General features: G+C 39.8%; 14 protein-coding genes and 2 tRNA genes. 9 read left to right on the forward strand and 7 right to left on the reverse strand.

Features of this window, described 5'->3' with window-relative positions; all coding sequences use genetic code 11:
* The first annotated feature begins 102 nt into the window (after positions 1–102).
* Positions 103–1,818, forward strand: coding sequence for an arylsulfatase (locus PSF11_RS02180; RefSeq protein WP_004918507.1), 1,716 nt, complete (start codon positions 103–105; stop codon positions 1,816–1,818).
* 12 nt (positions 1,819–1,830) lie between these two features.
* Positions 1,831–3,018: an anaerobic sulfatase maturase gene (locus PSF11_RS02185; RefSeq protein ID WP_072502159.1), complete on the forward strand. Its 1,188-nt coding sequence runs from the start codon at positions 1,831–1,833 to the stop codon at positions 3,016–3,018.
* Between the two features lie 37 nt (positions 3,019–3,055).
* Here PSF11_RS02185 and PSF11_RS02190 read toward each other — a convergent pair.
* A tRNA-Asn gene (locus PSF11_RS02190) sits at positions 3,056–3,131 on the reverse strand.
* A gap of 122 nt (positions 3,132–3,253) precedes the next feature.
* Positions 3,254–3,772: a YlaC family protein gene (locus PSF11_RS02195; protein ID WP_004918510.1), complete on the reverse strand. Its 519-nt coding sequence runs from the start codon at positions 3,770–3,772 to the stop codon at positions 3,254–3,256.
* A 471-nt stretch (positions 3,773–4,243) separates the two neighbouring features.
* On the opposite strand from PSF11_RS02195, the gene cspE reads away from it, so the two are divergent.
* From cspE to mgtA, 4 genes are all read left to right on the forward strand, one after another.
* The gene (gene cspE / locus PSF11_RS02200; RefSeq protein ID WP_008911725.1) at positions 4,244–4,456 is read left to right on the forward strand and encodes a transcription antiterminator/RNA stability regulator CspE; all 213 of its coding nucleotides are present in this window, start codon (positions 4,244–4,246) and stop codon (positions 4,454–4,456) included.
* 107 nt (positions 4,457–4,563) lie between these two features.
* The gene (gene dsrB / locus PSF11_RS02205) at positions 4,564–4,755 is read left to right on the forward strand and encodes a protein DsrB (protein ID WP_004918512.1); all 192 of its coding nucleotides are present in this window, start codon (positions 4,564–4,566) and stop codon (positions 4,753–4,755) included.
* A gap of 520 nt (positions 4,756–5,275) precedes the next feature.
* A complete protein-coding gene (locus tag PSF11_RS02210) occupies positions 5,276–5,974 on the forward strand; it encodes an MgtC family protein (RefSeq protein WP_072502160.1) in 699 nt (232 codons plus the stop codon).
* Positions 5,975–6,127: 153 nt separating this feature from the next.
* Positions 6,128–8,839: a magnesium-translocating P-type ATPase gene (mgtA, locus tag PSF11_RS02215; RefSeq protein ID WP_053110766.1), complete on the forward strand. Its 2,712-nt coding sequence runs from the start codon at positions 6,128–6,130 to the stop codon at positions 8,837–8,839.
* A 59-nt stretch (positions 8,840–8,898) separates the two neighbouring features.
* Here the strand turns inward: mgtA and PSF11_RS02220 are convergent, their stop codons facing one another.
* Both PSF11_RS02220 and PSF11_RS02225 read right to left on the reverse strand, forming a co-directional pair.
* Positions 8,899–9,693 (reverse strand): hypothetical protein, encoded by a 795-nt coding sequence (locus tag PSF11_RS02220; RefSeq protein ID WP_225829582.1) that lies wholly within the window; start codon positions 9,691–9,693, stop codon positions 8,899–8,901.
* Between the two features lie 298 nt (positions 9,694–9,991).
* On the reverse strand, positions 9,992–10,306 hold the full coding sequence (locus PSF11_RS02225; RefSeq protein ID WP_004918520.1) for a DUF5339 domain-containing protein: 315 nt from the start codon (positions 10,304–10,306) through the stop codon (positions 9,992–9,994).
* Between the two features lie 1,188 nt (positions 10,307–11,494).
* On the opposite strand from PSF11_RS02225, the gene fliZ reads away from it, so the two are divergent.
* On the forward strand, positions 11,495–12,007 hold the full coding sequence (gene fliZ / locus PSF11_RS02230; RefSeq protein ID WP_004918523.1) for a flagella biosynthesis regulatory protein FliZ: 513 nt from the start codon (positions 11,495–11,497) through the stop codon (positions 12,005–12,007).
* A gap of 406 nt (positions 12,008–12,413) precedes the next feature.
* On the opposite strand, the gene putA is transcribed toward fliZ, so the two are convergent.
* Positions 12,414–16,397: a trifunctional transcriptional regulator/proline dehydrogenase/L-glutamate gamma-semialdehyde dehydrogenase gene (putA, locus tag PSF11_RS02235; RefSeq protein WP_014658022.1), complete on the reverse strand. Its 3,984-nt coding sequence runs from the start codon at positions 16,395–16,397 to the stop codon at positions 12,414–12,416.
* A gap of 454 nt (positions 16,398–16,851) precedes the next feature.
* Between putA and putP the strand changes: the two genes are divergently transcribed.
* On the forward strand, positions 16,852–18,336 hold the full coding sequence (putP, locus tag PSF11_RS02240) for a sodium/proline symporter PutP (RefSeq protein ID WP_014658023.1): 1,485 nt from the start codon (positions 16,852–16,854) through the stop codon (positions 18,334–18,336).
* A gap of 268 nt (positions 18,337–18,604) precedes the next feature.
* Here the strand turns inward: putP and PSF11_RS02245 are convergent, their stop codons facing one another.
* A complete protein-coding gene (locus PSF11_RS02245) occupies positions 18,605–19,351 on the reverse strand; it encodes a glutathione S-transferase family protein (RefSeq protein WP_004918526.1) in 747 nt (248 codons plus the stop codon).
* A gap of 419 nt (positions 19,352–19,770) precedes the next feature.
* Complete coding sequence (gene cycA, locus PSF11_RS02250; protein WP_072502161.1) at positions 19,771–21,174, reverse strand: D-serine/D-alanine/glycine transporter; 1,404 nt, start codon at positions 21,172–21,174, stop codon at positions 19,771–19,773.
* Positions 21,175–21,424: 250 nt separating this feature from the next.
* On the opposite strand from cycA, the gene PSF11_RS02255 reads away from it, so the two are divergent.
* Positions 21,425–21,497, forward strand: a tRNA-Lys gene (locus PSF11_RS02255).
* Positions 21,498–21,606: the final 109 nt, after the last annotated feature.

Raw genomic sequence — 21,606 nt, forward strand, 5'->3', positions numbered from 1 at the left:
GCGAAAAACATTACCTGTAGATATCATACCTAAGAACGATAGTCATAAAGCAAAACTATATTTAACGTTAATGATACAATAAATTAACAATATGGTGATGTGATGAAAAAAACACTGCTAGCAATTGCATTAAGTTCCGTGATGTCGGGTGTGGCATTGGGGGAAGTCGATGATAGGCCTAATGTTCTGATCATCATTGCCGACGATATGGGGTATTCGGACATTAGCCCTTTTGGAGGGGAAATCCCAACACCAAATTTGCAAAAAATGGCTGAGCAAGGTGTCAGGATGAGCCAGTATTACACTTCGCCGATGTCTGCTCCTGCACGCTCAATGTTAATGACTGGAGCCACAAACCAACAAGCGGGAATGGGAGGGATGTGGTGGTATGAAAATACGGTCGGCAAGCCAGGTTATGAATTACGCTTAACGGATAGAGTGGTAACCATGGCTGAACGCTTCCAAGATGCGGGTTATAACACGTTGATGTCAGGCAAATGGCATTTAGGTTATACCAAAGGTGCGAGGCCAACAGACCGAGGTTTTAATCAAGCATTTGCTTTTATGGGAGGAGGAACCAGTCATTTTGATGATGCTAAACCGCTTGGAACGGTTGAAAGTTTCCATACGTATTATACGTTAAATGGCGAGAAAGTTTCGTTGCCGAGCGATTTTTATTCAAGTAAAAACTATGCGCAGCAATTGGAACAGTGGATTAAACAGACTCCGAGTGATCAACCAATATTTGCTTACCTCGCTTTCACCGCACCTCATGATCCTATCCAAGCGCCTGATGACTGGATCCGTAAATTTGACGGAAAATATGACGAAGGATTTGGCAAAATTTATCGGCAAAGAATAAATCGCTTGAAAGAATTAGGGATTATTAACGATAAAACACCGATGCCGAAATTAAATTTGGATAAGGAATGGGAACAATTAACCCCTGAAGAAAAGCGCTATGCAGCTAAAACGATGCAAGTATATGCTGCAATGATTGCCTATATGGACGATCAGATTGGTGGCGTTATTAATACGCTAAAAGAGACGGGGAGAGATAAAAATACGATTATTATTTTTGCGACAGATAATGGTGCAAACCCTGCATCCGGTTTTTATTATGAGTCAGACCCTGAATATTGGAAACAGTTTGATAATAGCTATGAAAATCTTGGGCGTAAGAATTCGTTTGTCTCTGTGGGGCCTCAATGGGCGAATGTCAGTAATGCACCTTATGCCAATTACCATAAAACGACCAGTGCTCAAGGGGGGATCAATACCGATTTAATTATCACTGGGCCGGGTATTGGTAAGGCGGGGAGTATAGATAAAACACCGATGGCGGTTTACGATATTGCCCCAACGCTATATGAATTTGCTGGTATTGATGCTAATAAGCAGATCAAAAATATCCATCCATTACCGATGTTAGGTACGAGCTTTAAATCCCATTTCCTTGGCAAATCGACTGTTAATCCACGGCAGCTATTTGGTGTCGAATTACATAATCAAGCGGCGTTAGTCGAAGGCGATTGGAAATTAAGGCGTTTAGTGAAAGCCTCTCCAAAAGCAGAAATGGCTCCTTGGCAACTTTTCAATTTAAAAGAAGATCCACTTGAAACCCGTGATTTAGCGGCAAAACACCCTGAAATTGTGCAAAAGCTGCAAAAGAAATACGAACAATTTGCCAAGACCGGCATGATTATTGAAGCGAAAGGAGAGGCTATCGATTACATCGGTGTCGATGAGTCTACAGGGAACTATATCGGCATAGATCCGAAGACAAATAAGCGTATTGAGCCTGCAAAGGTGAAATGATGGGAGGTTAATATGAAAATTTCTTTTTATGATCCTCCCAGATTGCAGGGGAAATCATTAAAATCAGCAATTCCTTTTCATATTTTATTAAAGCCTGTTGGTTCGGGATGTAATTTAAAGTGTGATTATTGTTATTACCCCCAGCATAATGAGCAGAAAGCGGCGCCAATGCTCAAAGCCATGTTGGAGCCATTTATTAAAAATTATATAGCTGCCCAGCCGGCTTACACCAAAGAGATCAATTTTGTCTGGCAAGGTGGAGAGCCGTTATTAGCGGGGTTAGATTTTTATAAGCGCGCGATTGCGTTACAGCAAAAATATGCGCCTCACGGAGTGCGTATTATTAACACGTTGCAAACGAATGCGACGTTATTAACGCCTTCTTGGTGCCGTTTTTTGAAACAACATGATTTTGTTATTGGCGTGAGCCTTGATGGCCCCGAATCTATCCATGATCAATACCGTCATGATAGAAGGGGAAATAGTGGCAGCTATGCCTCCGTAATAAAAGGGATCGCACTACTGCAACAGTTTGACATTGAATTCAATATATTGACGGTGGTACACGATGGTGTCGCTCATTTAGGCAAAGAGATTTACCTTCATTTTGTACAACTTGGTATTCGCTATATTCAATTTCAACCCCTTATGCTGGAGGGGGATGCTATCCATCAAGGATTCACGCTCAGTGCGAATAATTGGGGGCTATTTTTAAGCTCAGTGTATCAACAGTGGCAAGCGTCAGGGCATATCGGGCGTGTTTTTGTGATGAACATTGAACAGGTATATAGCCAATACTTTACTCAGGTGAGCAGTACTTGTGTTCATTCAGAACGCTGTGGCACGAATATGATGATGGAAACTCAAGGCGAGATTTACGCTTGCGATCATCAAGCAAATCAAAGTCACTATCTTGGTCAATTTAATGGGCAGCAAGGATTTAGTGATTTTGTCGAGGCATCTATCTCGTTGCCTTTTGGGCAAAATAAGAGTCGACGCAAAGAGTGCCAACAATGCTCGGTTAAAATGGTTTGCCAAGGCGGTTGCCCGGCTCATTTGAATCAATTTGGACGTAACCAATTGTGCGAAGGCTACTTTGCCTTTTTTAGTGTGGTGCTAGCGCCGATAAGGCAATATCAGCGAAATGCGCAGGGGGTTCAGCATTGGCGTAATGCATTCTTAAAAAATGCGGTTGCTTAAATAGCAAAAGCCCGCTATAAAGCGGGCTTTCAAAATTTGGCTCCTCCAGCTGGACTTGAACCAGCGACATACGGATTAACAGTCCGCCGTTCTACCGACTGAACTATGGAGGAATTGTTGTGTTCCTGAGAACGAGGCGAATATTAACGGTATCGCCTCAGACTGTCAACGATAAAAACACAAAAATAATCTGTTTGATTACTGACTGTGCATTATGGTTGATTTTCATACTAGCTTATTGATATTGCGCTTTATTCTGAGTCATTAAAGGGGCCTTTGCCTGTGATGGGATCTCAGGATAGGCAATATGATAAATATCATAAAATGAAAGCATCCCTTTAAGTTCTAGCAAACGGGTTATTTCTTGCTTAATTGCATGATTGACTTCATTTGAATCAAGTATCTTTTGAATTGATGCATCAGAAACTTGCTCGGTAACAAACCACTCGCCATTATAACAAACACGCAGGTCGAGCACACCAATATCTTCAAAACGGTAAACAGGTTTAATATCAAATAATAAGACAGCCGCTAAAATAACAAATAGCGCGGTAAAACCTAGCATCCAATACAGACCAAAATAAGGGGCATATAAAACCAAAATTGCTAATGGAATATAGGCCGCGACCATACCGATACACAGGTAAGGATGATTTGCGATGAATTGACTGTTGAAGTAAGGTTTGCCATCGCGTTTTTCTTTTTTATTGATGGTGTCTAAATCTTCAATAAGTATTTTTTTGATGATATCCATAATGTGATAGCTCTCTGTAAAGGCATCTATACCTTGAAGAGTATCATGCGTAAGTTGAATTGTTATATATCAGTTGTAAAAAATTTTGAGTGTAATTGTCACTGTATAAGAATAATCTCACTGACAAATGGGATATTTGTTCAATAAATCTTTTAATCTATCAACAAAATGCGAAAAAATTTGTTCGGTTAACCGCGTGAAAAGTGACGTAACTTAAAAAACAGCATTTTTTTAGGGGTAATCTATATAAAATAGTTGCTATTATCCTTAACTCATGAGTTAATGAGTCTCGGCCTGTTTAGCAGTCCTATTTGATGTACGATTACTGAGTTTGTGTTCTAAAGAAGAAAGTTATCCCAGATAGCCTTTGACCGTGACGCTTCATCTTGGTTTTTTCCTGATTAAATAGTTGACTCTGGCCCATATATGCCGAAAAGGCAAGTTTTTTTGATGTTATATAGGAAAAGTCAAATGTCCGACAAAATGAAAGGTCAAGTTAAGTGGTTCAACGAGTCTAAAGGCTTCGGTTTCATCACTCCTGCTGATGGTAGCAAAGACGTTTTCGTTCACTTCTCTGCCATTCAGGGCGCTGGTTTCAAAACTCTGGCAGAAGGCCAGCAAGTTGAATTCACCATTGAAAATGGTGCGAAAGGCCCAGCAGCTGCTAACGTAACTGCAATCTAAGCTTAATTGCTTAACTGATTTTCTAAAGCCCGTCATTTTTAATGACGGGCTTTTTCATACCCGCTAAACTAGGCTTCAGAGGATTTTTTTACTGGAGACCGCCATCAATGAAAATTCATGATCGTGTTTATGTTAAAACAGACGGACAGAGTCGTCGTGAAGGGAAGATATTGTTAATTGAGCCTTTTAATGAAGGTACAATGTATTTAGTTTCCTTGCCAGAGTACCCGGGCGGTATTTGGTTTTTTAACGAAAAAGAGGGGGGGGAAGGCGTATTTGTCAGCCCTATTGAAAGTTAAATTTGTTAAATATTTTTTTAAAGCTTTACTTCATAAATGACGCAATCTATACTTCTTGCAAATTTTCTTAGGAGATAATTACTTGGACAGTCAGAGTTGTAACACAAACACTAAATTTATTGGCAAGTAATTAATTACCTTTCTATTTAACTGCTTGCCACCATGGCGGGCAGTATCGAGCGTAAATGCACGCGATACTCCTTAATATAAAGTGATGAGCTATCAATAGCTTATTGTTATTTTGTGAGTAAAAATCATGAAGCTCTATTTCTATTCATTATTTCCTCCGGGTATATGCCTATAACGTCTGAATAATTATTTTATTATTCACTTTAAGGCTATATGGAATTTATTTTCCATATTTTCATCTACCCAAAATAATTTGAGATGCAGTGAAGCAGCAAGAGAATACATTGCCAGAGGTATAGCTAATGATGCCTCTGCGGTGAATAAATATTGTTAAAAACACTGTGGCTTGAAATATGACTGATATATCCAAATTATTTTTGGAGGAACAATCATGTTATTTACTCCTGATATTTTCAATTTAGTTTCTGCAATGTGCCTAGGAGCATTAATCGGCGCTGAGCGTCAATGGCGTCAACGTATGGCAGGGCTACGCACTAATGCCTTAGTTGCAACTGGGGCGGCTGTATTTATTTTAAGCTCAGTGACAACTTCACCTGATAGCCCCGGACGAATTGCGGCACAAGTCGTGTCAGGGATCGGTTTTCTTGGCGCTGGTGTCATTATGCGTGAAGGAATGAATATCCGTGGTTTGAATACGGCGGCAACCCTTTGGTGCTCAGCGGGGATTGGTGTGTTATGTGGACTTGGCCAATATTCTTTAGCGACCATGGCAACCATGCTTATCTTGTGCGCCAATATCTTACTGCGAGAGGCAGCACAACGTATTAACAAACAGCCACAGCAGCAGGCGATTGATATAGCGCAGCGCTATAAGATCTGCGTGATGTGCCATCAAGAAGACGAAATCTTAGTGAGAACTTTAATTTTACAGGCCATCAATGGGTTAAATATTCGTCTACAGTCATTAAGCAGTGCCGATACATTGAAACCTGAACAGTTAGAGGTGCTCGCGGAGTTTTTAGCGACGCCAGCGGAACAGAAAGAAATTGAAGCGCTAGTGTGTCGGATCAGTCTTGAACAGAGTGTTAGCGCAATCAATTGGAAAGTCGCATCAGAGCTGCCAGCCTGAATGCCAGATCATCATTAACAAAAGGAGCCGCAATGGACGATCACCCTCCGTCATGGAGCCAATACAGGAGCTATCTAACTATGAATAAATAATTTATTTTCAGTTAGATAGCGTTTTAAGCCGCACGCAAAGTGCCTAGTAGAGATAAACGTTATGACTGAAATCAGGCATCAACACAGAACTGGCAAAAATGCCAAAGTGACTGGACGCCAAAAATTTATTGTTGGCGAACAAGCAAACAAAACAGTAGAGCAAGTGCTGAATGCGTATCAAACTCATTTACTTGGTTTATCCGAGAATGAAGCACTCGACCGATTAGTCTCTGTGGGGGAAAATGAAGTCGCTCATGAAAAGGCCCCTCCAGCATGGAAACAGCTACTCTCTTCATTTAAGAATCCCTTTATTTTTGTTTTAATGACGTTGGCTGTAGTGAGTTTTTTCACCGATTACCTGATCCCAGAGCGACACGGTGAAGAGACTGATTTAACGGGCGTGATTATTATTGTCACGATGGTTTTGCTAAGCGGATTATTGCGATTTTGGCAGGAGTATCGAACTAATAAGGCCGCGGAGGCGTTAAAGTCACTTGTTCGTACGACAGCAACCGTATTTCGTCGTGATAACCAAACAGGGCGCTCAGTCCGTAAAGAAATTCCAATAAAGTGTTTAGTGCCGGGAGATATTGTACTGTTATCGGCAGGGGATATGGTTCCAGCAGATCTCAAACTCGTTGAGTCTCGCGACCTCTTTATCAGTCAGGCCATATTAACAGGGGAATCAATTCCTGTAGAGAAATATGACACTTTGGGGGATGTTAGTGCTAAAAGTCTTGAAACGGTTTCACCAACGGAAAATGAATTATTGGAGATTTCCAATATTTGTTTAATGGGAACCAATGTTACCAGTGGGGCAGCAAGAGGTATTGTGGTTGCCACAGGGGCAAAAACTTACCTTGGCTCATTAGCAAAATCAATCGTAGGAACCCGTGCACAAACTGCATTTGATCGTGGAGTCAGTAGTGTGAGTTGGTTACTTATTCGCTTTATGTTGGTGATGGTTCCGATTGTTTTGTTGATTAACGGTTTTACAAAAGGCGATTGGTTTGAAGCGACACTATTCTCTCTTGCTGTTGCAGTCGGCCTCACACCTGAAATGCTGCCTATGATTGTTAGCTCTAATTTAGCCAAAGGGGCGATCGCCATGTCTAAACACAAGGTGATTGTTAAAAGGCTTAATGCGATTCAAAATTTTGGGGCAATGGATGTCCTTTGTACAGATAAAACAGGCACGTTAACGCAAGATAAGATCATATTAGAGCATTATTTAGATAGTGCAGGGCAGAAAGATAACCAAATCCTTCAGCTCGCGTGGTTAAATAGTTTTAATCAAAGCGGCACGAAAAATATGATGGATCAGGCAATTATTCGCCGAGGAAGAGGGAAACAGGAGATTGAACAGTTACGTGCTTATCAAAAAATCGATGAGTTACCGTTTGATTTTATTCGTCGTAAACTTTCTGTCACGGTAAAAACAGCGGAAGGTGAGGCTCTGTTGATATGCAAAGGTGCGGCGGAAGAGATGCTAGCGGTATGCACAAGCTATCAGCAAAATGGTCAATCGCTCTTATTAGATTCACAAGCTAGGAAGCAAATCAGTGAGTTAGTGAGTGACTATAATCGTCAAGGTTTTCGCGTTTTATTACTTGCAACTCGTCACTTAAATGAAGATGAGGCTTGTTTACCTCTTTCAGCCCAAGCTGAGCAGCAGCTTGAATTACGTGGTCTTTTGACATTCCTCGACCCTGCAAAAGAAAGTGCAATTTCAGCAATTGCCGCATTGCGAGACAATGGGGTAACCGTAAAAGTATTAACAGGTGACAATGCCATCATTACGGAAAAAATTTGCCGTGACGTTGGGATAAGTATTAGTGAAATTATGACTGGCCTTGAAGTCGAGGCAATGACCGATGAGGCGTTAAAACAAAAAGTAGAGCAGGTATCGGTATTCTGTAAATTAACACCTTTACAAAAATCCAAAATTTTAAAATTACTACAGGCGAATGGCCATACAGTAGGTTTTTTAGGTGATGGCATTAACGATGCGCCCGCACTTCGTGATGCGGATGTCGGAATTTCTGTTGATACAGGTAGCGATATTGCGAAAGAATCCGCTGATATTATTCTGCTAGAAAAGGATTTAATGGTTCTTGAGCAGGGCGTAATTAAAGGAAGGGAAACGTTCGGCAATATCATTAAATATTTGAATATGACTGCGAGTTCCAATTTTGGAAATGTCTTCTCAGTATTGATTGCAAGTGCATTTATTCCTTTTTTGCCGATGCTAGCCATCCACCTGTTAGTGCAAAATTTATTGTATGATATTTCCCAGTTGGCTTTACCTTGGGATAAAATGGATAAAGAGTTTTTAAAACGTCCCCGCAAATGGGATGCAAAAAACATTGGCCGTTTTATGGTTTGGATTGGGCCAACATCATCCATATTTGATATCACTACATTTGCACTGATGTGGTATGTATTTCAGGCCAATACGGTTGCTCATGAAGCATTATTCCAATCAGGCTGGTTTGTCGAGGGATTATTATCACAAACATTAGTCGTTCATATGTTACGGACTCAAAAGATCCCATTTATCCAAAGTACAGCAGCATTACCTGTATTATTAACCACCGGGTTTATTATGGTACTAGGTTTATATATTCCATTCTCGCCATTTGGTGAAATGATTGGATTACAGCCATTACCAATTGAATATTTCCCTTGGCTGGTGTTAACTCTAGTCAGTTATTGTATTGTCGCTCAGTTAATGAAACAGTTTTATATTAAACGGTTTGGTAATTGGCTGTAATATAAGGGGCATAATAAAGCAGTAAAGTGATATAAGATTACTTTACTGCTTTTTATTTATCAAACAAAAATTAATGGTTGTTGCTTGGACTTCTCGATAACAATATTATTGATGAGGGTTGCCGTATCTTCTCTGATCTTGCTTAATGAGATATTCGGGTAATAGTGTGAGAAAATATAATCACTAATTGTGTTTAAACATAGTTCTTTAATTTGGCCTCTTACTAGGCTATTTCCGTCCGAGAACTCTTTTGCGAGAGTGTGTAGCTTGCTTTCTAGCTCTTTGACAGAGATAACGGCCCCCTTAATTGAGGGTTGAGCTAGCGTATCAAAGTCGACACCAAGGTATATGCCATGAGACTGCTCTATCTGTGAAAATATTTTGGCTTTATCCGCTTTAGTAATAATATTTTCTTTTTTATCGTTAGCTTGGTTTTTTGTTAAAATTTGACTGTTTATTTTATCTATTTCTTTGTTAATAATTGAGCAAACATAGGTTTTTTGTTCTTGCAAGATAAATTCATCAACAATCTTTTCATAGATCTTCGATTTTTCTTTTTGATTAAAAAACGGAAGCTTCCCTCGTGTCAAACTCGATAGGGTATCTTGGAAAGATGCTGAGATGGAATGATTCACGCTATCATGAATATGATTAATATCAAATTCTAATGTTTTCTTTAATTCAAAAGGGGTGTTTTTAATATAGTTTATTTTAGGTGCTATTTGAGGGGTAACTTTTAATTCATTATTATCAGACTCTACAGTGACAATAAACTTATCTTTACTGTTAATTTTTCTTAAAAAGGTATCACTTTCGTAGGCTTTAGTGGGTGTGGATGTTAGATAAAATTTCATATTTTCCCCTTTTGAATAATCTCTATTTAAAAGAACCTTAAATCTAATCATTACGTGGTTATTTAGATTACGATTAAAATGAATCTTAATAGGTTAGTTTCGTATTATCTAAAATAGCGTCTAATAGCCACACAATGACTGTTTTTTCCGTATAATTTATAGTAGGTAAATAGAGATGGAATTACTTTCAAAAAACAATAATACGTTTCGTGGATGTCATCGATTGGAAGATATGAAGAGATTCGCTATGAGTGATGGAGCCAAGGATTAATGGCTCCATATTTTCAAAGATATCTGATTATTGCAGACCTAATACAGATTTCATTTGTTTCAGTGCATCAATACCTTGTTGGCAAGCTTTATCTTGCTGATCTTTAGGTAATGCTGCAATTTGCTTTTTACCTTCTTCCAGCTGGCCTTTCATTGAGTCCAGTTGAGTTTTTGCTTGTGGATCTTCAGAAGCTTTAGCGATTAAACCATCCACTTCAGCAAAATATGCGTTACAAGTCTCAGTTGCACCTGCAACTACTTCTGCTTTTTTCTCTTCTTCAGAGCAAGCAGTGATAGTCAATGCCATTAAACCCATACCGCAAGCTAAAATTAACTTTTTCATAATCAACCTTAAAATTATTTGTTATTGAAGTAGCAAAATCGAGTATATAAGAGATTGCTGCAATATCAAACGTGACAAATCCTAAAAAATAACTCGACAAATCGTTTATAAGTTAATCAAAAATAAATATTTTTATCGTTATAAATTTACTATTTGGTTTTTTAGTCTAAACAATACGAGTTATTCATTAAATAAGGCTTGGAATAAGAACGATGAAAATGTGTTATTGAAAGTACGATATGTGTACCTGATCCACTTGTTGGATATTGAGAGCCGTTAGAACAGTTGCCGCGAGTCGCTTGTTTTTCATTCAGATAATGCAAAGTGCCATTTCATCACTTACCAAGAAAGTTATCCACAGATTGAAGGGGGTTTTACCCACAGAAAATGTGGATGGCGTGAGATTTTCTATGATGATTTTTTCATCGTTCGATGAACTCACTATCCTTTTCTATGAGTAAGTACGTAGAGGAATATACTTGCTGTATATCATTAAGTTACTGGTTTTCTGGAGGAACATTAAGTAAGTTCTATAAACCTAATAGACTTTTTTGCTATAAACTATAACTATTTTGCATATAATCAGAAAATAAATTCATATGTGTAATTGTCATATAAATGTAAAAAATAATTTACATCTTAGTGTTTATAGTAGCTTATGGACTATTTAAAAAATAAACAACTACGGCATAAATAGTTAAATTTTAGTTATGCTAAGTGATTTGCGTCACACTTTTGCTATTTTAGCGTCAATTTATCTATAGAACTGATTTTTAAATTAAATTTCCATTGAATGCACTGGTGAATATCAGTAAAGTTTCTGTCCTAGTGGTTGGTATGGTGAGCGTCTTATAAAATTTCATCGTGCTTTGATTTTATGCAAAGACAATAAAAGACTGGTTTAATAGGTTGACGCTAAATCAAATTCGTACCAAACTCTAGTCTTCGCAGAAATTCGCCAAAGAGCGATAGACGCGATAGAATGCATTTCACAGAGGGAAGTAGTGCATACGGTGTTTTTTTAGTATGAATGCTTACCTTAAGTGAAAGTAAATAGCTTGATATAGGTATATCTGTATCACTATGCAACATAGCGGATAATAATAATGCTATGGGCATAATCAGAATGTAACGTGACATGTCACGCTACAATTTTAATTTTAGACTTACACACAGGGCTTTATCATCATGTCTGCTTCTATTGTTAAGAAACGGCCTCTGAGTCGTTATATTAAAGACTTTAAACACAGCCAAACACATTGTGCACATTGTCATAAAACATTGGATCGTATCTCTCTCGTTTTTAACGATAGTATCTTGAATAAAGAAGCTATTGCTGAGATGACTGAGTTGGTCGATGAAAATACTTGGCTTGAGTTACAGGATAAATTTACTGCACTTTGTCGTTTCTGCAGCGAAATTTATTGCAATAGTAATACTGACTTCTTTGATATTATGTCATTTAAGCAGTATTTGTTTTTACAGACTGAAATGAGCCATAGTACCGTTCGTGAATATGTTGTTCGTTTGCGCCGCCTAGATGAACTACTCTCATCATCAAACTTCTCAATGAAAGAGTTCACTACAAGCAAAATCCAAGAGCAATTAAGCGATAAAATGACTGAATCGGCTTTCAGTAATTATAATATTGCGCTCCGTAAATATGAGCAATATTTATACTGGGAATCAGAGAAAAATTAATCAATAGCATCAGAGCAAGTCAAGTGCTTGCTTAAAATGTTATAGTTAAAATATGTCAGGTGTCCATTTTGGGCACCTTTTTGCTTTTCCCTTTAAATAAGCCCACTTTTATTATTCAATTACCAATTACACTGCCAAATATTTATTAGTTTAATACTCCTGAATCAGAATATAGATATTATTTTGATCAATTAAGTCATATAAAGAATAAGCAATAATGACTATTGTTTATTGAGCATAATTCGCTCTTAGTTAACCAATATCATAAAGCGCCAGTAATAATGGTAAGTGATTAAAGCGTGAATAGGAGCGTGTTATTGAGGGTAGGGAGTCTGATCAATTGAGGTATTCTGAAAACCAAAAAAACAGCCTGACCCCAATATTTTTAGGCTCAGGCTGTGGTTAATTAGCCAATTGTCATTAAGCTTGCATTACCACCAGCAGCAGCGGTGTTGACGCTTAGTGAGCGCTCATGAACTAATCTTTCTAGCAGTAAGTTAGTTTCACCTCGTTCAAAGCCTTGAACAGAGATAATCGGGCCTTTACGTTTGGCAACCGTTTCACAGACGATTTTGAGTTGATCGCTGTCACCATGGTAAATAACCGCTTCAATATGTCCGTTATACTCTTGCCAATCTTTGGTGATTGAAACTGCGTTACGCACTTTTTCAGGTAGTGACTTATACAGTTTTTGGTGTATTTCGCTTTCTGGCCATAATGCTTGGCAGCCACTCGCAAGAACTCCCGCCAATTGCACTAAGCAGTCTTTCTCGTTATCACTGAGACATAAAATAGTGCCTCGAGGCGTTAAAGTATAAGTGTTTCTTTCCCCTGTAGGCCCAGGTAATAAACGCGAAGTCCCCGCCTGTGCATGACGTGCAAACTGCTCAAAGATAGCTGGTTCGATGCGATTTTCTTGCTTCTCCAACCATGACGAGAAGGCATCAAAAGGTTCGAGGAGTTGTGGTCTTGCGCTGGCATCCATTGCTAACTCATTGTCTTGTCTTTCGAGTGTACGTGATACCGCATTATCAGGGCGTTCACTTAACAACCGATAGAGATAAAGTGGGCCACCGGCTTTAGGTCCGGTACCAGAGAGGCCTTCACCACCAAATGGTTGAACGCCAACTACAGCACCTACCATATTGCGGTTGACATATAAGTTACCGACTTTTGCTTTCATAACGACTTGATTGATAGTCTCATCAATACGGGTATGAACACCAAGTGTTAACCCATATCCTGCCGCATTAATTTGTTCAATAAGATCGGTGAGTTGTTCGCGCTTGTAGCGCACCACATGTAATACAGGACCAAAAATTTCCTTTTTCAATTCGCCAACGTTGTCTAACTCAATCAGTGTTGGTTTAACATAAGTACCTTCGGACTGCTCACGTAGGTCATCAATATTGTCAAATACAGCTTGGAAGACCTCTTTACCTTTGCTACGCATTTGCTGGATATGCTGTTCAATATTCTCTTTAGCTTCATTATCGATAACCGGCCCGATATCCGTAGAAAGGTGCTCTGGATTGCCCATACGGCACTCTTCCATCGCACCTTTTAACATACGAATTGTGCGATCAGCGACATCTTCTTGGATACATAAAATACGTAGGGCGGAGCAGCGTTGACCTGCACTATCAAAAGCAGAAGCGACAACATCTGTCACGACTTGCTCTGTTAAGGCCGACGAATCGACGATCATCGCATTTAATCCGCCAGTTTCTGCGATGAGTGGGGTTGGACGTCCTTGAGCATCCAGCCTTCCCGCAATATTACGTTGCAGCAATCCAGCAACTTCCGTAGAGCCTGTAAACATTACACCACGAACTCTTGCATCACCCACTAATTTCGCTCCAATTGTTTCCCCTTTACCCGGTAAAAATTGCAATACTTCACGTGGAATACCGGCTTGATGGAGCATTGATACTGCAATTGAGCCAATCAGTGGTGTTTGCTCTGCGGGTTTCGCTAATACCGTGTTACCTGCTGCGAGAGCTGCCGCAATCTGTCCGGTGAAAATTGCTAGAGGGAAGTTCCATGGACTAATGCAAACCACAGGGCCTAACGGTCGATGGGTATTGTTATCAAAGTCATCGCGGACTTGAGTTGCATAATAATTCAAGAAATCAACGGCTTCACGAACCTCTGCAATCGCGTTAGCATAGGTTTTCCCCGCTTCACGAACCAGTACATCAAGTAGAGGCTGTAATTGTTGCTCCATGATGTCTGCGGCACGTAAGAGGATAGCTGCACGCTCTGACGGTGGAGTCGCAAACCAAATAGCTCCTGCATCATTGGCGATGTTTAATGCATGCTCTGCTTCTTCCAACGTTGCTTCACGAACATGACCGACAATGTCAGAATGGCATGCTGGGTTAATCACTGGAAGCGCATTTTCGGCTGATTTAGCCAGTTGATATTCCCCACCAAGTAGTGGTTGAGCTAATTTTTCTTGCATCGCTGCGGTTAAAAGTGCGCTAGAAAGCGATGCTAAGCGATGTTCATTGGAGAGGTCTAGCCCCATTGAGTTGACACGATTCTTTCCATACAAGTCACGAGGAAGGGCTATTTTAGGGTGAGGTAACCCAATTTGTCCTTCTGCTTTCGATAACTCTAATACGTCTTTGACAGGATCAGATACTAGTTCATCAAGTGGAATGGTCGCATCAGCAATGCGGTTCACAAATGAGGTATTCGCCCCATTTTCGAGTAAGCGACGGACTAAATAAGCCAATAAGGTTTCGTGTGTTCCGACAGGTGCATAGATACGACAAGGGCGGTTGAGTTTACCATCAGCAACTTTCCCGACAACTTGTTCATATAATGGCTCACCCATTCCATGTAGGCATTGGAATTCATATTGACCTGGATAGTAGTTTTTACCTGCAATTTGGTAAATTGCAGCCAGCGTATGGGCGTTATGAGTTGCAAATTGTGGGTAAATCAGATTTGGTACTGACAACAATTTGCGAGCGCATGCGAGGTATGAAACATCGGTATACACTTTACGCGTATAAACAGGGTAGCCTTCTAAACCATCAATTTGAGCGCGCTTAATTTCACTGTCCCAATAAGCCCCTTTAACTAGGCGGATCATCAAGCGGCGTTTGCTTCGTTCAGCAAGATCAATAATTGCATCAATCACGAATGGGCAACGTTTTTGGTACGCCTGAATAACAAAACCAATACCGTTCCAACCTGCAAGTTGCGGCTCAAAGCAAAGTTTTTCGAGTAGGTCGAGGGAGATTTCTAAACGGTCAGCCTCTTCAGCATCAATATTAATTCCAATATCATATTGATGGGCTTGTAATACGAGTGATAGCAAACGAGGGTATAGCTCTTCCATTACGCGAGAGTATTGCGCTCTGCTGTAACGAGGGTGTAAGGCTGATAACTTGATAGAGATCCCCGGTCCTTCATAGATACCGCGGCCATTCGATGCTTTACCGATAGCATGGATCGCCTGTTGGTAGGATACCATATAATCTTGAGCATCTTTTTCTGTTAACGCCGCTTCGCCCAACATATCATAAGAGTAGCGGAAACCTTTTTCTTCCAGCTTCCTTGCATTCGCTAATGCTTGTGCAATTGTTTCGCCAGTAACAAATTGCTCTCCCATTAAGCGCATTGCCATGTCAACGCCTTTGCGAATTAATGGTTCGCCACTTTTACTAATAATACGGTTCAATGAGCTAGATAGCTTGGCTTCATTGTGAGTCGAAACCAGTTTGCCTGTAAATAGTAATCCCCAAGTTGCTGCATTAACAAACATGGAGCTACTTTGGCCCAAATGAGATTGCCAATTACCTGTACTGATTTTATCGCGGATGAGTGCATCTCGTGTTGCTTTATCAGGAATACGTAATAAAGCTTCAGCCAAACACATGAGTGCAACACCTTCTTGTGAAGAGAGTGAAAACTCTTGCAATAAGCCTTGAACTAAACCAGAGCGGCCGATCCCATTTTTTTGATTACGTAATTTTTCTGCGATGGAATAAGCTAACTTATGGGCGGCATCTGCTTGCTCTGCGGGGAGTTGTGCTTGTTGTAGCAACATCGGCAGTGCTTGTGTTTCAGGAATACGATAAGCAGATGTAATCGCTGAGCGTTTAACCGATTGAGGTAAAATATGTTCAGCGAAATCCAAAAAAGGCTGATAATTCGATTCAGTAACGGATTCTTCTTCTGATATTTGGCCATCTTTGTTATCTTGTCCCGAGGAAATCTCAGGGATGAACTGTTGATTATCAAGCTGTTCAAGATAATTAAATATGGCTTGTTTAATTAGCCAATGCGGCGTGCGGTCAAGACGTTGAGCAGCAGTTTTAATGCGTTCACGAGTCGCTTCATCAAGTCTCACACCCATAGTTGTCGTACTACTCATCCCATTTCCTCTAAATAATTAGCTACTAGAAACAAAAAAGTTACACATCAATAGCACGATGTTGCAACTTTGTGCAACGTTGTTAAAGCCTATTCTAAAGGAATTGTGAAATATATCGTATTTTTATTTGTAAAATGAGATGGTTAGAAATGGATTTTGCTGATTTTTATTAAAAATCAATATGTTATTAATTCGCTTTGCTAGATGAGTTGTGAGTGAATTGATTAATTCTCGCATCAAAAATTTAACATTTGTGATACGGATATCGTTTATTGAACAAAATAACGTTAATTTCTTGTTAATCGGAAATGAGATTGTCTAGCATGCTAAGGTAGCATTTTTAATCAAGTGCAACTAAATACAAACACAACACACACTATATTTATTATTTAATTTGCTTGCGTGCAATTTAGTGCAACAACCAAAGAAGATAACTATTCTATGGAGAAGACGGATGACTGTAAGCACTCCGATGATCATTATGTTCATCGTATATATTACTGGCATGTTACTTATTGGTTATTTAGCTTATCGTTCAACGAAGAATTTCGATGATTACATTCTCGGTGGACGAAGTTTAGGTAGTGTAGTCACAGCACTTTCAGCAGGGGCCTCTGATATGAGTGGTTGGTTGTTGATGGGGCTACCTGGTGCTATTTTCCTCGCTGGGATTTCAGAAAGTTGGATTGCTATCGGGCTGAGCTTGGGGGCATATCTTAACTGGTTATTTGTTGCTGGGCGTTTGCGGGTTCAAACGGAAAAAAATAATAATGCATTGACGCTACCTGACTACTTTACCAGTCGTTTTGAGGATAATAGTAAAATTTTACGCATTATCTCTGCTGTTGTAATTCTTGTTTTCTTTACTATCTATTGTGCCTCTGGTGTTGTTGCTGGGGGATTACTGTTTGAAAGTACTTTTAATATTAGCTATGAAAAAGCTATGTGGCTTGGTGCGTTAGCAACTATCGCTTATACCTTCCTTGGTGGCTTCTTAGCTGTCAGTTGGACTGATACAGTGCAAGCCTCATTGATGATATTTGCACTTATTTTAACGCCTATTGTGATCATTTTCTCATTAGGTGGACTAGATACTGCAATCGATGTTATTCAAACGAAAAACCCTGAATACTTAGATATGTTTAAGGGTTTGAATTTTGTTGCGATTATTTCATTATTAGGGTGGGGGCTAGGTTACTTTGGTCAGCCTCATATCTTAGCGCGTTTTATGGCTGCTGATTCACATCGCACGATTCGCTCTGCGCGTCGTATTAGTATGACATGGATGATCCTTTGCCTTGGAGGAACAACTGCGGTTGGTTTCTTTGGTATTGCTTACTTCGAAATTAACCCTGCGCTAGCCTCATCGGTGATGGGAAATAACGAACGTATTTTTATGGAGCTTGCAGGAATACTGTTTAACCCATGGGTTGCAGGTATCTTACTCTCCGCTATTTTAGCGGCGGTTATGAGTACATTAAGCTGTCAATTACTTGTGTGCGCAAGTGCGTTAACCGAGGACTTATATAAGCCGTTCCTGCGTAAAAATGCGAGCCAAAAAGAGCTGGTTTGGGTAGGGCGGATCATGGTTCTGGTAGTGGCTGCGATTGCTATCTATATTGCACGTGACCCGAATAACAAGGTGTTAGCATTAGTGAGTAACGCATGGGCTGGCTTTGGTGCCGCATTTGGGCCAGTCGTCTTGATTTCTGTGTTATGGAAACGAATGACTCGTACAGGTGCACTTGCGGGGATGGTTGTTGGTGCCGTTACCGTATTAGTCTGGATGAAATATAAATGGTTTGATCTGTATGAAATCATCCCTGGTTTTATCCTTGCAACAATTGCAATTATTGTGGTCAGTATGATAACTAAAGCGCCAAGTGCCGCTGCTCAAGCCCGCTTTGATGAGGCTGAAGCGGAATATAAAATGAAATAATTGATAAAATAAAGTAACCCCCAATAGTTGGGTAACCAACTATTGGGGGGTTATGAGCAAATATAAAATGACTAATGGATCTTTTTCATTGATTTTATTTTTTAAATAGTCTCATTTTATGAGCATTCAAATTTGAGTTTTTTGGTTGTTTTTTCACGGTAAATGACAGTAAAAATAATCGGAACAAATAAGCCAATTGAGTATTTTCTTTGAGTAAGGCGCTCAGCTTGCTTCCTCTAGGCTTGTTTAAATCGCTTATCTGCTTTTGTTACCCGATGACTTTCTCACAAGTATCCGCAATCCACTCTGGAGACCCCTTAGACCCACCGTTTAGTGCCAATATTTGCGGAACAATATGATCCCATGCTTTATGTGAAAGCTCATAACTTGGCCTTGATTCAAGTTTTGTTAACCAGCCACGGATATTGGGGTATTTTTCTATCATTTGCTTAAAATTGGGGTCAATCCTTAAAGCAAAAATATCGCAAGCGTAGAGTAAATCTGCGGCGGAAATATCACTTCCTGCTAAGAAATTTTTGCCTTCAAGCAGAAAATCTAAATTTGCAAACATATCATGAAGTGCATTTAATTTGGCTTCAATCTCATTGACCGATGGTTTTGCCACCCCAAGATATGCAGGCATTAACAGTACGGGAAGAAAATATTCCAATGTTGATATTTTACGAAGATTCGTATGATACCAAGACAAATGTTTATTGATGACAGCCTTAGCTCGATGGGTTGCTCCAAACCATTTATCACTGCAACCGTGAATATCTGTAAGATAGTTCATGATTGCCGTTGCTTCGGAAAGGCAAAAATCGTCGTGCTGCATTGCGGGTATCTGATGCAACGGATTGACGGCTAAAAATTCATTAGAAAGATGTTCTCCCCGCGTCAACCATGTGTATTTGATATTGATGGGAATATTAGCTTCAATACAAAGCCAGTGAACGGCTCTGCTTGGCTCTGAAGTAGGATCATGAAAAAGAGTTAATGTGGATAAATCTGCCATTTTTTTACCTTTAATTTAACGTTGCCCATTAGAGATAAAGTGAACTTTACTGGCAAGTTCGTGACTTACCTCTTTCAAAGTAATATCAAAATAAATTAATAAATAACAGCTCAAATTCTTAATAGTCCGTAGATATAAATTCTCTATGCTAATTTAAGTCAATGGCGTCATTAACAGAAGGTGCCTGCACAGCTAGGAAAAAGTGCATTGAAAATGTACTCGCACAAATGAAGAAGTTTGAGCTGAGCATATTTGGCGCAGAAATATGCCATATCGGTAGGCTATGGATATGAATGGATAAGCCATTACGACACAGATAAACGTTAAAAGGCCTGAGTTCAGAAGTGTATTGAAATCAGGCCTGATAAGTTATTTGAACAAAGTATCTAATTTTATGGGAACACTTTGCTATCTGGTCTTTAATGGGTCTGCTTACGACGTTTAACTACTTGGTAACCAATAAATAGAATAATAAACCAGACAGGCGTTGCGATAAGAGCTTGCCTTGTATCGTGCTGGAAGGCGAGCAGGATCACCATAAAGACAAAGAAAACCAAGCAAATCCACGACATCACAATACCTGCTGGCATTTTATAATGCGAAGCCTGATGAAGTTGTGGGCGGTTTTTTCTGAATTTGAGATAGCTATATAAGATCATGCTCCAGATAAACATAAATAGGATTGCTGACACGGTAGTAACCAACGTGAAAGCATGCATGATATCTGGGATAAAGTAGATCAAAATAATACCGAAACTTAGGCAAATGCAGGTAAATATTAACCCCGTTGCAGGCACGGCTTTTTTCGATAAGCGACTAAACTGTTTTGGTGCATCGCCTTCTTTTGATAGGCCAAATAGCATGCGGCTCGTAGAAAAAACGCCACTATTGGCAGAGGATGCCGCAGAGGTGAGTACGACAAAGTTGACAATACTTGCTGCGGCAGGAAGGCTGATCAGGACAAACATCTCTACAAATGGGCTTTTATCCGCCAAGATGGTGCGCCAAGGTGTTACCGCCATAATAACTATCAGCGATAGCACATAGAAAGCAATAATTCTAAAAGGGATGGCGTTAATTGCTTTTGGTAATGATTTTTCGGGATCGCGGGTTTCCGCAGCAGCAGTTCCCACTAATTCAATACCAACAAAAGCGAAAATAGCTATCTGGAAACCAGCAAAGAAGCCACTAATCCCCATAGGAAACATTCCGCCGTCATTCCAGATATTGCTTAGTGATGCCGTATGACCAGCCGGTGATTGGAAGTTCATTGCGATTAAAGTGCCGCCAACGATAATTAACGCGATAATGGCGACAATTTTGATCATGGCAAACCAAAACTCCAGTTCACCAAATAATCTGACTGAGACTAAATTAAGTGTTAACAGCGTCACAACACAGATGAAAGAGGTCACCCATTCAGGGAAATTAGGCACCCAAAAGCTGACATAGGATGTGATAGCCACAATATCAGCAATACCAGTAATGACCCAACAAAACCAATAGGTCCAACCAACAAAGAAGCCAGCCCATGGGCCAATCAGGTCGGCAGAAAAGTCGCTGAATGATTTGTAATTAAGATCGGAAAGTAATAATTCACCCATCGCTCGCATAACAAAGAACAAGATGAACCCAATAATCATATAAACGAAGATGATAGAAGGGCCAGCTAGCGAAATAGTTTTACCTGAGCCCATAAATAGGCCCGTTCCGATCGCGCCACCGATAGCGATAAGTTGGATATGTCGGTTGCTGAGGCTACGTTTTAGCTGATTCCTCTCTGTGGGAGGATTTGTTGATGTTGAGGGTTGATTTTCTTCCATAGTATCTATCCAAAGAAGTGGTTATGTGCAGTCACAGTGTATTTTTAATTGTGTGACAGTGTTTGCATAAAATATTGTGACACAAATCTCAGTCAGTGTAAGAAAAACTTAACTGACTGTAATCAGAGTGGTGATATCTTAATCTGAATATAACACCAAGTTAACATTAGCAACCAAAATTTAATTGGTTAAGTAAAATTAGCAGAATAATGTTGACTGTGCTAAATGAGAGGCGTTAAATAAGTGCATCGGGTTGTTAGCTCAGTTGGCAGAGCAGTTGACTCTTAATCAATTGGTCGGGGGTTCGAACCCCCCACGACCCACTAATTAAATCAGTGCGTTATGTGTGAGTGAGTATTTTTAAATTATCTTGCGTGTCATATTCGTGCCATTCGCATTTAAAATATCATCAATGTTTTCCCAGTCGCCCAT

Origin of the sequence: Providencia sp. PROV119, from assembly GCF_028482435.1 — a bacterium.
GTDB classification, from domain to species: domain Bacteria; phylum Pseudomonadota; class Gammaproteobacteria; order Enterobacterales; family Enterobacteriaceae; genus Providencia; species Providencia stuartii.

Bases quoted from the DNA above. Each gene is read 5' to 3' on its own strand.
- PSF11_RS02180 (WP_004918507.1), top strand. From the start codon at position 103: ATGAAAAAAACACTGCTAGCAATTGCATTAAGTTCCGTGATGTCGGGT.
- PSF11_RS02185 (WP_072502159.1), top strand. From the start codon at position 1,831: ATGAAAATTTCTTTTTATGATCCTCCCAGATTGCAGGGGAAATCATTA.
- PSF11_RS02195 (WP_004918510.1), bottom strand. From the start codon at position 3,772: ATGGATATCATCAAAAAAATACTTATTGAAGATTTAGACACCATCAAT.
- cspE (WP_008911725.1), top strand. From the start codon at position 4,244: ATGTCCGACAAAATGAAAGGTCAAGTTAAGTGGTTCAACGAGTCTAAA.
- dsrB (WP_004918512.1), top strand. From the start codon at position 4,564: ATGAAAATTCATGATCGTGTTTATGTTAAAACAGACGGACAGAGTCGT.
- PSF11_RS02210 (WP_072502160.1), top strand. From the start codon at position 5,276: ATGTTATTTACTCCTGATATTTTCAATTTAGTTTCTGCAATGTGCCTA.
- mgtA (WP_053110766.1), top strand. From the start codon at position 6,128: ATGACTGAAATCAGGCATCAACACAGAACTGGCAAAAATGCCAAAGTG.
- PSF11_RS02220 (WP_225829582.1), bottom strand. From the start codon at position 9,693: ATGAAATTTTATCTAACATCCACACCCACTAAAGCCTACGAAAGTGAT.
- PSF11_RS02225 (WP_004918520.1), bottom strand. From the start codon at position 10,306: ATGAAAAAGTTAATTTTAGCTTGCGGTATGGGTTTAATGGCATTGACT.
- fliZ (WP_004918523.1), top strand. From the start codon at position 11,495: ATGTCTGCTTCTATTGTTAAGAAACGGCCTCTGAGTCGTTATATTAAA.
- putA (WP_014658022.1), bottom strand. From the start codon at position 16,397: ATGAGTAGTACGACAACTATGGGTGTGAGACTTGATGAAGCGACTCGT.
- putP (WP_014658023.1), top strand. From the start codon at position 16,852: ATGACTGTAAGCACTCCGATGATCATTATGTTCATCGTATATATTACT.
- PSF11_RS02245 (WP_004918526.1), bottom strand. From the start codon at position 19,351: ATGGCAGATTTATCCACATTAACTCTTTTTCATGATCCTACTTCAGAG.
- cycA (WP_072502161.1), bottom strand. From the start codon at position 21,174: ATGGAAGAAAATCAACCCTCAACATCAACAAATCCTCCCACAGAGAGG.